This is a genomic window from Alloprevotella sp. Lung230 (genome assembly GCF_014385435.1).
Lineage (GTDB): Bacteria > Bacteroidota > Bacteroidia > Bacteroidales > Bacteroidaceae > Alloprevotella.
Window position 1 is genome coordinate 14,755 of the sequence record NZ_JACSUD010000021.1, and the last position, 15,709, is coordinate 30,463.

At 53.5% G+C, this 15,709-nt stretch carries 11 protein-coding genes; 5 read left to right on the forward strand and 6 right to left on the reverse strand.

What is annotated here, in order from left to right; translation table 11 throughout:
- Positions 1-19 precede the first annotated feature (19 nt).
- From purE to H8527_RS09325, 3 genes are all read left to right on the forward strand, one after another.
- On the forward strand, positions 20-523 hold the full coding sequence (gene purE / locus H8527_RS09315; protein WP_187547642.1) for a 5-(carboxyamino)imidazole ribonucleotide mutase: 504 nt from the start codon (positions 20-22) through the stop codon (positions 521-523).
- A 225-nt stretch (positions 524-748) separates the two neighbouring features.
- Complete coding sequence (locus H8527_RS09320; RefSeq protein ID WP_187547660.1) at positions 749-2,587, forward strand: 4-hydroxy-3-methylbut-2-en-1-yl diphosphate synthase; 1,839 nt, start codon at positions 749-751, stop codon at positions 2,585-2,587.
- Between the two features lie 24 nt (positions 2,588-2,611).
- On the forward strand, positions 2,612-5,326 hold the full coding sequence (locus H8527_RS09325; RefSeq protein WP_187547644.1) for an AAA domain-containing protein: 2,715 nt from the start codon (positions 2,612-2,614) through the stop codon (positions 5,324-5,326).
- 447 nt (positions 5,327-5,773) lie between these two features.
- Here the strand turns inward: H8527_RS09325 and H8527_RS09330 are convergent, their stop codons facing one another.
- The 6 genes from H8527_RS09330 to H8527_RS09355 all read right to left on the reverse strand — a co-directional run bounded on the left by H8527_RS09330 (position 5,774) and on the right by H8527_RS09355 (position 10,987).
- Positions 5,774-6,145, reverse strand: a complete 372-nt coding sequence (locus H8527_RS09330; protein ID WP_187547645.1) for a DUF805 domain-containing protein — start codon at positions 6,143-6,145, stop codon at positions 5,774-5,776.
- Between the two features lie 16 nt (positions 6,146-6,161).
- Positions 6,162-7,223 carry a butyrate kinase gene (gene buk, locus H8527_RS09335; protein ID WP_187547647.1) on the reverse strand — a complete coding sequence of 354 codons (1,062 nt, stop codon included), beginning with the start codon at positions 7,221-7,223 and terminating at the stop codon, positions 6,162-6,164.
- 49 nt (positions 7,224-7,272) lie between these two features.
- Positions 7,273-8,190: a phosphate acyltransferase gene (locus H8527_RS09340; protein WP_187547649.1), complete on the reverse strand. Its 918-nt coding sequence runs from the start codon at positions 8,188-8,190 to the stop codon at positions 7,273-7,275.
- A 313-nt stretch (positions 8,191-8,503) separates the two neighbouring features.
- Positions 8,504-9,364, reverse strand: coding sequence for an FKBP-type peptidyl-prolyl cis-trans isomerase (locus H8527_RS09345; RefSeq protein ID WP_187547650.1), 861 nt, complete (start codon positions 9,362-9,364; stop codon positions 8,504-8,506).
- 80 nt (positions 9,365-9,444) lie between these two features.
- Positions 9,445-10,347: an FKBP-type peptidyl-prolyl cis-trans isomerase gene (locus H8527_RS09350; RefSeq protein ID WP_187547652.1), complete on the reverse strand. Its 903-nt coding sequence runs from the start codon at positions 10,345-10,347 to the stop codon at positions 9,445-9,447.
- A 52-nt stretch (positions 10,348-10,399) separates the two neighbouring features.
- Positions 10,400-10,987, reverse strand: coding sequence for an FKBP-type peptidyl-prolyl cis-trans isomerase (locus H8527_RS09355; RefSeq protein WP_187547654.1), 588 nt, complete (start codon positions 10,985-10,987; stop codon positions 10,400-10,402).
- A 188-nt stretch (positions 10,988-11,175) separates the two neighbouring features.
- On the opposite strand from H8527_RS09355, the gene leuS reads away from it, so the two are divergent.
- Positions 11,176-14,013, forward strand: a complete 2,838-nt coding sequence (gene leuS, locus H8527_RS09360; protein WP_187547656.1) for a leucine--tRNA ligase — start codon at positions 11,176-11,178, stop codon at positions 14,011-14,013.
- Between the two features lie 56 nt (positions 14,014-14,069).
- On the forward strand, positions 14,070-15,053 hold the full coding sequence (locus tag H8527_RS09365) for a YitT family protein (protein WP_187547658.1): 984 nt from the start codon (positions 14,070-14,072) through the stop codon (positions 15,051-15,053).
- Positions 15,054-15,709 lie beyond the last annotated feature (656 nt).

Below are 15,709 nucleotides of genomic sequence, written 5' to 3' on the forward strand. Positions count from 1 at the left end.
CCTAAAATCTTTCTCCAACATGACTCCTATCGTAAGCATCATCATGGGTAGCACCAGCGACCTCCCCGTTATGGACAAAGCTGCAAAGCTCCTCGACGAAATGGAAATCCCCTTTGAAATCAACGCCCTCTCGGCTCACCGCACACCGGCCGAAGTGGAGCAGTTTGCCGCCTCGGCACAAGAGCGCGGCATCAAGGTGATCATTGCCGCTGCCGGTATGGCTGCCGCCCTGCCCGGTGTTATTGCCGCCAACACCACCCTCCCCGTCATCGGCGTACCCATCAAAGGAATGCTCGACGGGCTCGATGCCCTGCTTTCCATCGTCCAAATGCCTCCCGGCATCCCCGTGGCCACAGTAGCGGTCAACGGAGCGATGAACGCCGCCATCTTGGCCGTACAAATGCTCGCCCTCACCGACAGCGCCGTGGCTGAACGCCTTGCAAACTACAAGCACAACTTGAAGAACAAAATCGTCAAAGCCAACGAAGAACTGGCAGCGACGACCTACAAGTTCAAGTGCTAAGTCGCACCGCAGCCGTTTCTTTTTGACGGCTGTTGCCTTTTTCAAAATCTACCTCGGCACTGATTCTTTCCGCTTTGTGCTACAACACTCCGGTGCCGAGGTAGATTTTTTGAATGTAGAACCGCCTTCTTCGGCCTCTCCTCCACGAACTTCAACGCCCTTCCTACGACGCTGTCGGCGCATGGTGGACACTTCTCTCTTCCAGCAATTTTCATCATGAAGAACATAGATCTTTTCAATTTCAATCCCCGCAAAAGCCATGAGGTGAAGGTGGGCAATACGCTCATGGGCGGTGGACATCCGCTCCGTCTTCAAAGCATGACCACCACGCTCACCACCGACACCGAAGCCAGTGTCGAGCAGTGCATCCGCATCATCGAAGCCGGTGCCGACTTGGTGCGTCTCACGACCCAAGGCACCCGCGAGGCTGAAAATCTGCGCAATATCCGTGCCGAACTCGACCGCCGAGGCTACCACACCCCTCTTGTGGCCGACGTGCATTTCAACCCCAATGTGGCCGACGTCGCTGCGGGCATCATCGAAAAGGTGCGCATCAATCCCGGCAACTATGTCGATCCCGCCCGCACCTTCAAGAGCCTCGAATATACGCCCGAAGAGTATGCCGCCGAATTAGAACGCCTCGAAACGCGCTTCAAAAAACTCATCGACATCTGCAAAGCCAACGGCACCGCTTTGCGCATCGGCGTCAATCACGGCAGCCTTTCCGATCGCATCATGTGCCACTACGGCGACACACCGGCCGGCATCGTGGAAAGTTGTATGGAATTTTTGCGTGTCTGCATGAAGGAGCAGTTCCTCAACGTCGCCATCTCCATCAAGGCCTCCAACACCGTGGTCATGGTGCAGAGCGTGCGTCTGCTGGTCGAAGCCATGGAGCGTGAGGGGATGGACTTCCCCCTCCACCTCGGTGTCACGGAAGCCGGCGAAGGCGAGGACGGCCGCATCAAAAGCGCTGTGGGCATCGGAGCATTGTTGGCCGACGGCATCGGCGACACCATCCGTGTTTCCCTCTCCGAAGATCCCGAACAGGAAATCCCTGTGGCCTACAAACTCGCCTCTTATGTTTTCGGCACGCGCTCCGGACACCCCCGCATTCCCGCTCTCGCCTGTTTGAAATTCGACTGGCTTCACCCCCAACGCCGTCCCACCTGTCCGGTGCTCAACATCGGTGGAGAACATGCGCCCGTCGTCATGTCCTATCAAGCCGACACCCGACTGGCGGCGCCCACCTACAACGGAGGAGTGCCCCATCCCGACTACACTTACTTCGGAGAAAACCTCCCATCCGATTGGAAAAAGCGCACCGCCGCTGCCATCGTCGATGCACCTTCGTGGACGGGCGAAGCCGGCACCTATCCCGCTTTCGTACCCGACTATCTGATGTTTGTGAGCCAATGTTCGGCCAAAGCCAAATTCCTCTTCCTCTCCTATGTTCAGCTGAATGAAGAGGTGAAAGCCTGCCTCAAATACCATCCCGAAATCGTTATCATCGCGCAGTCCAACCATCCCAACCGCAGCGGCGAACTCCGTGCGTTGGTGCACGAAATGGGCAACGCCGGACTGACCAATCCGGTTGTCTTCTTCCAGCAGTATGCCGACCGCGAAAAAGAAGATTTCCAAATCAAAGCTGCCGCCGATATGGGAACGCTCATGTTCGATGGCTTCACCGATGGCCTAATGCTCGCCTCTCCCTTAGCCGAGCGCGACGAAACAGCTTTCAGTATCCTCCAAGCCGGTCGCCTACGTATGACCCGCACGGAGTACATCTCCTGTCCGGGCTGCGGTCGCACGCTCTACGATTTGCAATCGACCATCGCCCGCATCAAAGCCGCCACCGCCCACCTGAAAGGCTTAAAAATCGGCGTGATGGGCTGCATCGTCAACGGCCCCGGCGAAATGGCCGATGCCGACTACGGCTATGTAGGTGCCGGCCCCGGCCAAGTGTCCCTCTATCGTGGAAAAGTGTGTGTGGAGCGCGGCATCCCTACTGCCGAAGCCGTCGACCGCCTTTTAGCGCTGATTGAGCGCGATGGGAAGGCATAGTTAAAAGGAAACAGAGGGTTAAATATGGATGCAAGGCAGTACATGATTGTGGATTTGAAGCGAAAAGGTGACAAACGAATGTTTATCACCGAGCAAGTTGCCTCCATTCAAAAGAAAACAAACGGTTATTGGCAAGTTTGTTTTCTATCTTCGCCACGTGTGTTTCAATACAACTATGCGCGCTTGCTTTACCTAACACATCCCGAAACGATAAATCTTGAAAACAAAGGACTTTACATCAACAATCGACACATTATGGGAGCGGACGAATTGCTTCGTTTCTCCCATGAGAAAAATACCTTTTATCGAGTTGTTTACGAAGATGGGCGAACAGAATGTCTGGAAGGACGAAATGTCTATGTTACCCGTACACCGATAGATAAAACCGGTGGCTCGACATGGGACTATCTGCGAAAGATTGCAGAAGAAACGGGGTTGCAATCAGACAACGGGGTCAATACACTTACCTTCAAATACGACTTGGTCGATGTGAAGCGCGACAATGTCCCTTTGGCACAATATCTAGGTGATAAGACCCAACTTGCTACCTACAATCTACCGCACCAAGTTTATTATCCCTTTGGCTGTAATGCTAGTCAAAAAACTGCCGTAGAAGCAGCTTTGACACACCAAGTTAGTTTTATTCAAGGTCCTCCGGGCACGGGAAAGACACAAACTGTACTAAACATTATTGCCAATTTGCTATTGGCTAATAAGACGGTGCTGATTGTTTCCAACAACAATTCGGCTGTAGAGAATATAGCAGAAAAACTACAAACAGAAGGTTTAGACTTTCTCATTGCTCCCTTGGGTAATGCGGAGAGGAAAGAAACTTTTATCGAAAATCAGTCGTCTGCCTATCCCGATATGACCTCCTGGCATATCAGCAATTTGGTGGAGGTTCAAGAGCAGGCTAAAGAAGCGCTTCTTTCCGTATCGCTTGGATTTGACAGCCAAACGAAATTGGCACTTCTCAGAGCAGAGTATGATGCTTTGATGACTGAGGAGCACTATGATAATCTGCTCAAAGAAGGACAATCGCATCCAGATTGGCTCAACCATAAGCGCTCAGAAAAGCTCATGAAACTGCTCACCCGATGCCAAATGCTGGCAGAGCGTGACAGGAAGCCTTCCCTTTGGTTTTGCTTGAAATGGATGTTTTTTATCGGCATTCGCGCTTTCTCTTTCTTGAGAGGAAATCTTACCGAAGTGGTCGCCGCTTTGGAACAAGCCTACTATTGTGTACGTAAGTTGGAAATAGAGCAAGAGTTGGGCGTTCTCACGGAGCAACTTCAAACCATAAATCTACAACAAAATCTCCAAGCACTTACCACCTCCTCTCTCCAAGTGTTGAAAAGTAGGATTGCTCAACGATATGGGCATCGGGTGAAACAACTGTTTACCATCAAAGGAATTAAGACGAAAACAGAGGCCTTCCTGAAAGAATACCCCATTGTGCTGAGTACCACTTATTCTGCTAAAAGCTGCATTGGAAAAGATATGGTCTTCGACTATGTAATTATGGATGAAGCATCGCAGTCCGATATCAAGACGGGAGCGTTGGCTTTGTCGTGTGCCACAAACGCGGTCATCGTTGGCGACGATAAGCAGTTGCCCAATGTGGTCACTCAAGAGGAGGCACTCGCCATTCGTACCGTTCTTACCTCCTTTCAAGTGGACGAGCGCTACAATGCCATCACCCATAATTTTTTACAATCCTGCACGGAAATTTTCAGAGATGCCCCTACCACACTTTTGCGAGAGCATTATCGCTGCCATCCTCTGATTATCGAATTTTGTAATCAGCGATTCTATAATGGCGAACTCATTCCGATGACCAACGACTCAGGAGAAGAGAAGGTGTTAAAAGTGGTCCGAACGGTACAGGGAAATCATGCGAATAAACATATCAATCAACGGGAAATAGATGTCCTCGTCCAAGAAGTTATGCCGCAATATGCAGATAAGGGAAGTGTAGGCATTATTACTCCTTACTCCGATCAAGCCAAAGAAATCAATGCAGCGCTGGGTCAAGATATCGCCAGTACCGTACACAAGTACCAAGGGCGGGAGTGTGACACGATCATTCTTACGACTGTCGATAATGTACCTACCACATTTTCTGATGATGACAATCTTCTTAATGTCGCGATATCGCGTGCCAAAAAGCAATTTTGCATCGTCACTACTGGTAACGAACTATCCAAGGATACTAACTTGTCGCAACTGATTTCCTATATCCGATACAATAATTTTGAGATACAAGAGAGTCGATTGCACTCTGTGTTTGATTTGCTCTATCGCCAATACAGCGCAGAGAGATTGGCTTATGAAAAGGAACATCTAAAAGTTTCGGATTATCTCTCTGAAAATCTGGTTTATGACACCTTGATGCAAGCCCTTTCGATTTTGAATAAATCCAATCTTTCTGTGGTATGTCATTATCCTTTGTTCAAACTGATTGCCGACTGGACGCTGCTCAATGAAGAGGAAAAAAGTTTTGCTGGAAGCAAACTGGCTCATGTAGATTTTCTTGTTTACAATTCGCTCACCAAGCAAGCTCTGCTCACCATAGAAGTAGATGGTTGGCACTTTCATAAAGGCAATGTTGTTCAGCAGTCGAGAGATTCCCTTAAAGATCAGGTACTCTCTAAATATGCTCTTGCTCCAATCCGTCTTGCTACGACTGATATCGTGACTGTAGAGTCGCTAAAAGCGATGCTGGAACAACACTTATAACTATTTCTTCAACGCCCTGTTATCTATATATAGACATCTCGCCCTCGAATCTTACCACTCATCCCCGACTTTAACACGAATTTAACAGTTGAGTCGCGGAATTTCAGGATAAGGTTCGGGGGCGAGAGGCTAAAAATTTACCTCTGAGATAAATCAAACTATCTCAGAGGTAGTTGAAACTACATGGGAGATAGTTGGCACGACAAGCACAGCAGGTGAAAATGTGCTGTTCCCTCGCGCGCGTATACACTACAACAAGTTGTTTTTTGCCTTCACTGCCTTCACCGCAAGTCTTTCCTCGTCATAGAGGAGGCGCTTGGGGTGAAGGCAATTTTGTGATTTGCCTTCACCCGTAAATAAAAGAAAATGAGCCGCTTAAATAGCGTGATGAAGGAGTGAAGGCAAAAAAACGACACTATTGTAGAGTATACGCGCGCGCGAGGAGAATTAGGTTTGGGCCTTAGGATTTTTCCCGTAGCGGTTGTCGAAGGGTTGTGTGTCGATGACGGCAATGACCATCATCCATATTTGCCCGATGATGGGGAGGAGGCAGACGAGCGCCCACCAACCGCTGCGGCCGAAATCGTGGTGGCGGCGTACGGCCGTGGCGAGGAAGGGGTAGAGTACCAGCACGCCGGAGAGAGGGAAGAGGATGCGAGCCGGGGCATCGAAAACGAAATGTTCCCGCCCGCCGAACAGGGAGGCGAAGCAGAAGAGGTAGAACAGATAGGAGGCCAGGACGGCATAGATGAGCATAAGGGCGTACTCAATGCGGCGGGCGCGGCCGTTGAGGCTGAACAGGTTGAGGAGTTTTTTCATGGGGAAAAGACGTTATTTATTCGTACTCGTGGATTTCGCGCTCTTGGTGCAGTACGGCGAGGGCATTTTCGGCCAACGCTTGCAACTCGTTTTCGCCAGGGAACACGTGGACGGGGGCGATGAAGCTCACCCGCTCGCGGAGGCGGGAGGTGATGTAGTCCGAGTGCGCCAATCCGCCCGTGATGAGGATGGCGTCCACTGCACCGCAAAGCACGGCACCTTGGGCGGCAATGGACTTGGCGATATGATAAATCATGGCGTTGAGAATGAGGGTGGCGTGGGCATCGCCCTCTGCCACGCGGCGCAGCACTTCGCGGGTGTCGGTGGTGCCGAGGTGGGCATTGAGACCGGCTTTTCCGGCGATGCGTTTGAGCAATTCTTCCTCGCTGTGCTTCCCACTGAAACAGAGGCGGATGAGGTCGGCAGCGGGGAGCGAACCGGCACGTTCGGGAGAAAACGGGCCTTCTCCGTCCAGCCCGTTGTTCACATCGATGGTCTGCCCTTTGCAGTGAGCGCCCACCGTGATGCCGCCGCCCAGATGGGCCACGATGAGGTTGAGGTCCTCGTAGCGACAGCCGCGGATTTTGGCAAAGTGGCGGGCAATGGCGCGCTGGTTGAGGGCGTGCCACACGCTGGCGCGCGTCATGAGCGGACTGCCGCAGATGTGGGCTTCGGGGAGCATCTCGTCGACAATCTCAGGGTCGGCCACGAGAGGCAGGCAGCCGGGGAGGTCGGCCGCCAATGCGGCAGCGATGTGGCAACCGAGGTTGCAGACGTGTTGGCGTGGGGTGGTGCGGGTGTCGAGGAGCATCTGTTCGTTGACGCGGTAGACACCGGCAGGGATGGGTTTGGTGAGTCCGCCGCGGGCAATGATGGCATCGAAGTTGAAGTCGATGTCTTCGATTTCGAGAGCGTGGAGGATGTCGTTGCGCCGCATGGACAGTTGCTCAAAGGCATTGGCAAAGGGGGCCAGGTCGTCGGGCGTGTAGGGAATGGACTTGATGAGGAGGGGCTTTTCCTCTAAAAAAACACCCATCTTCGTACTCGTCGACCCGGGGTTGATGGCAAGAATTTTCATGTCTGTGTGTTTTGTTCGTGGGCTTTGTTGGGGGAGATGGCCGGTGGGGCTAATCCGCTCGGCATTGCAGCGCGGCCAGGGCCAGGCTGTTGACCTTCGTTTCGATGGTGTCGCCGCGCGAGGTGAGCACCACCGGAGCTGATGTGCCGCAGAGCATCGAGGCCGAGGTGCTGCTTTGTGGGAAGTATTGCAGGGCTTTGTAGAGGATGTTGCCGGCCTGAATGTCGGGCATCAAGAGGATGTCGGCCTTGCCGTCGAGGCAACTTTGCAATCCCTTGTTGGTCAGTGCAGTGGGGAGAATGGCGCAAAGGAGGTCCATCGGCCCATCCAGCAGTATCGGCCCAAATTCGTCCTGAGCGGCACGCGCTTTCAGCGTGACGTAGTCGAGCGTGAGGGGAAACTTCTCGCTCACCTTTTCGGTGCAGTGGAGCAGCGCCACTCGCGGCACTTCGATGCCCAAAGAGCGGGCCACAGTGGTGGTGTAGCGGAGTTGGGCGGCACGCTGTTCGAGGGTGGGAGCGGGGATGACGGCCACGTCGGAAAGGAGCAGCAGACGGTCGGTCTCGCTGGTTTCGAACACGGCCACGTGGCTGATGACATTGCCCTCGGGGCGCAGGCCATAGGTTTTGTTGAGCACCTCGCGCAGGAGGTCGTCGGTGTTGACCATCCCTTTCATGAGGAGGTCGGCCTCCCCGTCGTGTACCAGTTGTACGGCCTTCCGGATGGCCTCAGCGATGGTGGGGGCAGGCCGAAGCTCGATGTGGGCCGCCACTTCGGGAGCCACCTGGCGCAAAGTCTTTTCGTGAACTTCGCCCACGAGGATAGCGTGGACGAATCCCATCTCGACTGCTTCAATCACAGCACGCAGGGTGTGGTCGTCGGAAGGATGGCACACGGCCACACGGGCACGCTGCGGCAGCGCCTGCAAGCGGTCGTAGAGGGCGATGAAGGAGGTGATGGGCGACATAGTAGTAGTGTTTTTAAGGATGAAACGTGGGGTGAAATGTCGCTTTCAAGGTGGGGCAACTCCTTTGAGATGCGATGGAAAAGCAGGGCAAATATAAGAATAACTTGCGAATGGTGGAGGTGTTTTCTTTGTTTTTCTTGAAAATTCTTGTGTTTTCTGACGAATGGCTTTGGTCGCTCGAAGGGAGAAGGGCGTTTCACACGCGATTTACACGATAAGTCCGAAGGGCAAGAAGCAACAAAAAAACTCCCCATCGGGCAAGGAACGCGCGATGGGGAGCTTTTGAGATGAAAACACAGGGAGGAACGGAGCGCTATTTGATAGCAATCAGTTCGACCTTGAAGATGAGGGTGGCGAAAGGCGGGATGGTGCGATTGCCGTGCTCGCCGTAAGCGAGGTTGTAGGGGATGCAGAGTTCGTAGGTAGATCCTACGGGCATCAGTTTCAGGGCTTCGGTCCAGCCTTTGATGACCTGCGTTACTCCGAAAGTGGCTGTTTGTCCACGCTGGTAACTGCTGTCGAAGACGGTGCCGTCGATGAGTTTGCCCTCATAGTGCACTTCCACTTGTGCCGTATCGGTGGGAAGTGTGCCGGTGCCTTGCGTGATGACTTTGTAGAGCAAGCCGCTGGGGGTGGACTTCACGCCTTTTTCCTGTTTGTAGTTGGCGATGAAAGCCGCGTTAGCCGCTTTGCGCGTTTCGTTCATGTAGTTTTCTTGCTGCTCAGCGACTTTGGAGGCAGAGTCGGCCGAGATTTTGGCAGCGCCCGAAAGTCCGTCGATGAGCCCTTGCACGAAGAGGCGTCCGTCCACGTAGGTGGTGTCTTCCTTGCCGGTGGCTTGCTTGTTGATGGCGGGGATGACTTTAGCATTTTGTTCGGCAATGTCGGCCCCCGAGACGATGGCGCGCATACGTTTCACGTCGTCGACTGTGTAGCGACCGCTGAGCCCTTCGATGAAGTGGTTGTACTGGGTGGAGTCGATGCCGCGCTGGGCAATGTAGTTCTTGAGCGAGGGAGCTTGCGCCACACCGATGGCATAAGAAAATTCGGCTGCGGGGACAGGTTTGAGTTTGTTTTCGACAACGGTGGTCTTGCGCTTCTTGGGGGCGCGAGCCACAGCACCCAAGCCGAGGGTGGCAGCGAGGGCGAGGAGGAGCAGAGAGCGAAGTTTCATTTTCTAATAACGATAGATGCTAAATGAGAGGCGAAATGCAGGCGACCTTGTGCGGTCTGCACAAGGTCACCGCAAATATATTAGTCGTTGATTTTGACCAGTTTGATTTTGAACACGAGAGCAGAGTAGGGAGGGATGGGACCGCTCTGCTGTGCACCATAGGCTTGATTCCAGGGGATGTAGACTTCCCATTCTGCACCCACCTGCATGTTGGTCAGGGCGGTGGTGAAGCCGGGGATGACTTGGTTGCAGGCGAAGTTGGCGGGCTGCCCCTGCGAGGAGTCAAACACGGTGCCGTTGGAAAGCTTACCTTCGTAGGTCACAGCCACTGTCTGGTCGGTGCGAGGTTTGGCACCGGTGCCGGCTACGATTTCCTTGTAGTAAACGCCGCCGGGGAGAGGCTTCACACCAGGAGTTTTGGCAATCTTGGCCATAAAAGCTTCATTTTGCTTCTTAGCTTCGCCGAACACTTTCTCGTTGGCCGCAGCGGTCATGCGGTCCATCACGCTTTTGAGGATGGGCTGTACGGTTTCGCGAGTGATGGGTTGCTTCTTCTCCTTGTCAAGGTAGAGGCCGCTGTTGCCCGAATGGGCGGCGAGGAAACCAGCGAGGAATTGCTTGGTGGAGAGGTGCTTGGTGCTGTCGCCGGCGAAGACCTGCTGCTCAACACCGGTGAACATGCGCGTCTTCATCTGCATACCGGCCTGCATACCCATCTGGTAAGCGATTTCCTTCTTGTCGTCCGACGAGTGGAGACCATCCTTGATACCTTTGAGGAAGGCTTCCACGTAGGTGGAGTCGCTGCCGGCCTGCATGAGGTACATCTTGGCCTCTTCTTCCGTGGGGCTGTTGGAGATCCCCAAAGCATAGCTCAGCGTGTCGACATCGGTTTTCAGATCGGCTTCGGGCTGGCTGCCCTTGCCGTTGCAGGCGCTCAGAAGCGCGGTGGCTGCCATCAAGGCTGCCATACAAGTTTTTTTCATTGTGTTATGATATTGTTTGTTTTGCGAAAAAGGAAAAATCCGAAAGGTTGAATTACTCGTTGATGCCGAGCAACTCAACGTCGAAGATGAGCGCTGCGTAGGGAGGAATGCTACTACCGGCGCCTTGTGCACCATAAGCGAGGTTGAAGGGGATGAAGAAGCGGAACTTGGCGCCTACTGCCATGAGTTGCAAACCTTCCGTCCATCCGGCAATGACGCCGTTGAGGGGGAACGTCGCCGGTTCACCGCGCTTGTAACTGCTGTCGAACACCGTGCCGTCGGTGAGGCGGCCTTCATAGTGGCAGCGCACGCGGTCGGCAGCCGTGGGCTTTTGGCCGATTGCAGGAGTGAGCACTTCGTATTGCAGTCCGGAAGCCGTTACCGTCACGCCTTCTTTCTTGGCGTTCTCGGCGAGAAACTGCTCACCGGCTTCACGGGCTGCTTTGCCGGCAACTTCTTGTTGTTCTTGGAGATATTTCTGCACAAGACCTTGTGCTTGCGTTTCGGTCATTTCGAGTTTTTCGTCCTGAATCACGTGTTCGACGGCACGTACAAATTCGCTGCTGTTGAGACCATCGATATTCATTCCTTTGAGGTTGTGGCCGATAATCAAGCCAAGGGCATAAGAGAGTTTATCCATGTGTTTTGTTGTCTTAATCATTTGATTTGGGCGCAAAGATACTGATTTCGCACAACATAACCGAAAAGAAGCTCATTTTTTAATGTAAGAAAGAGGAAAAAGAAGAGAAAGTCAATGCTTTTCTTGTCGTTTTGCAAGCGTTGATGTATCTTTGCAATTAGATATAAAACAATAAGCAAACGAAAGCTATGGAATATAACTTCAGAGATATTGAAAAGCGCTGGCGCGAAATTTGGGCGCGTGAGGGTACTTACCGCACAGAAGAGAGAACCGACAAACCGAAGTTCTACGTGCTCAACATGTTCCCCTATCCCTCGGGAGCCGGGCTGCACGTGGGGCATCCCCTCGGCTACATCGCCTCCGACATCTATGCCCGTTACAAGCGTCTGCGCGGCTACAACGTCCTGAACCCCATGGGCTACGATGCCTACGGTCTGCCGGCCGAACAATATGCCATCCAAACGGGGCAGCACCCTGCCATCACTACCCAGCAGAATATTGCCCGTTATCGCGAACAACTCGACAAAATCGGCTTTTGCTTCGACTGGAGTCGCGAAATCCGCACCTGCGATGCCGACTATTACCACTGGACGCAATGGGCGTTTCAGCAGATGTTCGCGTCGTACTACGACAACGCTGCGCAAAAGGCTGCGCCCATCGAACAACTCGTGGCGCATCTGGAAGCCCACGGCACCGCCGGGCTGAATGTGGCACAGAGCGAAGAACTGCATTTCACCGCCGAAGAGTGGGCGGCCAAGAGTAGTGTCGAACAGCAAGAAGTGCTGATGAACTACCGCATCGCTTATTTGGGCGAAACGATGGTCAATTGGTGTCCCGCTTTGGGCACGGTGTTGGCCAATGACGAAGTGGTAGACGGCGTTTCGGAACGCGGCGGACACCCTGTTGTACAAAAGAAGATGAAGCAGTGGTGCTTGCGCGTGAGCGCCTATGCCCAACGCTTGCTCGACGGACTCGAAACCATCGACTGGACCGACTCGCTTAAAGAAACGCAACGCAACTGGATTGGTCGTTCGGAAGGTACCGAAATGGAATTTTCGGTGAAAGACAGCGACGTCCGTTTCACCATCTTCACCACCCGTGCCGATACGATTTTCGGCGTTACCTTCATGGTGCTCGCTCCCGAAAGCGAACTCGTGGCGCAACTCACCACCGAGGCGCAGCGTGCCGAAGTGGAGGCTTATGTTGAAGCCACCAAGAAGCGCACCGAGCGCGAACGCATCGCCGATCGCCGCGTGACCGGTGTGTTCTCCGGCAGCTATGCCGTCAATCCGTTCACCGGCGAGGAAATTCCCGTGTGGATTTCCGACTATGTGCTGGCCGGCTACGGCACCGGTGCCATCATGGCCGTGCCTGCCCACGACAGCCGCGACTATGCCTTTGCCCGCCATTTCAATCTCCCCATTCTGCCCCTCATCGAGGGAGCCGATGTGAGCGAAGAGAGCTTTGATGCCAAAGAAGGCACCGTGATGAACTCGCCGGCGGCTGGCAAAACGGCTCGCGACGGATTTACGCTCAACGGACTTTCGGTGAAAGAAGCCATCCAGCGTACCAAAGCCTTTGTAACCGAACAACACCTCGGTCGCGTCAAGGTGAACTTCCGTCTGCGCGATGCCATCTTCTCTCGCCAGCGCTATTGGGGCGAACCCTTTCCGGTCTACTACAAGGACGGCATGCCGCAGATGATTCCGGCCGAATGCCTTCCCCTCGAACTTCCTGAGGTCTCGAAATTCCTCCCCACCGAAACGGGCGAACCGCCCCTTGGTAATGCCACTCGCTGGGCGTGGGACACGACCACCAACAGCGTGACGGACAACACCCGCATCGACCACACGACGGTGTTCCCTCTCGAACTGAGCACCATGCCTGGTTTCGCCGGTTCGTCGGCTTACTACCTCCGCTACATGGATCCGCGCAATCACACCGCTTTGGTGGGCAAGAAGGCCGCGGCCTACTGGCAGAATGTCGACCTCTACCTCGGCGGTTCGGAGCACGCCACCGGCCACCTCATCTACGCCCGATTCTGGAACAAATTCCTCCATGACATCGGCATCAGCCCCAAGGACGAACCTTTCCAAAAGCTCGTCAATCAGGGTATGATTCAGGGCCGCTCCAACTTCGTGTACCGCATCAAGGACACCAACACCTTCGTCAGCCACGGCTTGAAGGAGGACTATGACGTGACGCCCATCCACGTCGATGTGAACATCGTGGAAAACGATGTGCTCGACCTCGAAGCCTTCAAAGCCTGGCGTCCCGAATATGCCACCGCCGAATTCGTGCTTGAAGACGGCCGCTACGTGTGTGGCTGGGCGGTCGAAAAGATGTCGAAGTCGATGTACAACGTGGTCAATCCCGACCTCATCGTCGAAAAGTATGGGGCCGACACCCTCCGCCTCTACGAGATGTTCCTCGGGCCCATCAACCAAAGTAAGCCGTGGGACAGCAACGGCATCGACGGCTGTTTCCGCTTCTTGAAGAAGGCGTGGAACCTCTTCTACAAGGGCGATGCCCTCACCGTGACTGACGACGCGCCCACGAAGGAAAACCTCAAAACGCTCCACAAACTCATCAAGAAGGTGAGCGACGACATCGAAGTGTTCTCTTACAACACCTCCGTGCCTGCCTTCATGATTGCCGTGGGCGAATGGGCGCAACAGAAGTGCACTTCGCGTAGCGTGCTCTCCACCTTTGTGGTGCTCCTCGCCCCCTTCGCCCCGCACATCGCCGAAGAGTTGTGGCACGCCTTGGGCAACACCACCAGCGTGTGCGATGCCGAATGGCCGGAGTTCTGCGAGGATTATCTCAAAGAAGACAGCGTCACCCTCGGCATTTCCTTCAACGGAAAGACCCGCTTCACCCTCGACTTCCCTGCCGATGCCGCAGCCGCCGACATCGAAAAGGCGGCTCTCGAAGCGGAGCAAAGTCAGCGCTATCTTGAAGGAATGACCGTGGCCAAAGTCATCGTCGTGCCGGGTCGTATCGTCAATATCGTCTTGAAAAAGTAATGTCACGTTTGCCCTTTTCCATTGGTGAAAAGGGCAAATTCACCCCTTACCATACCATGTCTCCACATTTCAAATTCAATCTCTGGCTCGAAGCCAAGGACTATCTGCTCATCACGCTCGGATTGCTGAGCTATGCCGTGGGCTTCACGCTCTTCCTGCTGCCTCATGAAATCACCACCGGCGGCACCACCGGTTTGGGCTCCATTATTTTCTACGCCACCGGCTGGTGGAAGGTGCAGTACACCTTCTTTCTGGCCAACACCCTCCTCCTCATTATGGCGCTCCGCACGCTCTCGTTGCGCTTCTGCGTGAAGACGATTTTTGCCGTGCTCATGCTCACCCTCCTGCTCTCCGGCGTGGAGTGGGGGATGCAGTACCTCTACGCCACCAATCCCGCGTTGTTTCCTGCCGGCTTCAATGCCCACGTCAAGCTCCCTATCGTCATCGGCAATGCCTTCATGAGTTGCATCTTTGCCGCCTGCATGATGGGCATGGGCATGGGACTTGTGTTTTTGAGCAATGGATCGACGGGCGGCACGGACGTCATCGCAGCCATGGTCAACAAGCACCGCAACGTCTCGCTCGGCACGATGGTGCTCATCAGCGACATTGTCATCGTGAGCACCTCGCTCCTCCTGCCCAACGGCAATCTGCAAAATCTCCTCTATGGCTACACCACGCTCATCGTCATCACGGGAATGCTCGACTTTGTGGTCAATAAGGGACGGCAGTCGGTGCAGTTCCTCATCTTCTCGGAGCGCTACGACGACATCGCCTCGGCCATCAACGAGTTCCACCGTGGGGTGACGGTGCTCGACGGTACGGGGTGGTACACCAAGCAGGAACGCAAAGTGCTCGTGGTGTTGGCCAAGAAAAGCGAATCCAACATCATCTTCCGCATCATTCAGAGCATCGATCCCAATGCCTTTGTGAGTCAGACGCTCGCCAGTGGAGTGTTTGGCTATGGTTTCGACAAAATCAAGGTCAAACCCAAACCTGCCCAGCCGCGCCAACGGGATTGGGGAAAGCCCCGCAATTAAACCGAAAGGTTGCACCTGTCGCTTTCTCCATCGGAGCGAAATTTAACTCAGAGGTAGTTTTACGCAGCTCTGAGTTACGTAAAACTACCTCTGAGTTTTTTCTTCTCTCCTCTGTCGGGGATGATTGGTCTGCACGATTTGAGTATTTCTTCTCTGAAAATCCGGAGAGACATAATGGCGTTGCATTCCCCTTGCTTCCTCGCGCGCATGCGCACGTCTCTACTGTCGAAAAGTGTGTTTTTGCCTTCACTGCCTTCACCCTGCTTGAAAATCAAGGGGTTATGGTTGAGCGTTTTGGTCTGTGATGAAGCTATATGGAGAAGTGTTTCCTGTGGAAATCATTCACCCGTATCTTGCAGATTGTGAGATGATTATGACTGCTGGTGAAGGCGTGAAGGATTTTTGCAAGGTGCTATATAGTCGTCCCTTAAATTCCCATTTATCATCTGATATTCAGTAAATTAATCAAGATATTCCTTTGATAAATCTGCAAGTTTTCTTATCTTTGTATTCAGAAACTTGCAGATTTATATGATTAAAAAGCCCTATCCCAGCCCTTCATTATTCAGCAGTTTGTTGGATATGCTGAACCCCTCTCACCCTCTCTACAAACTCTCCGACAAAATAAATTGGAAGAAATTCGATACTGCTTTCCA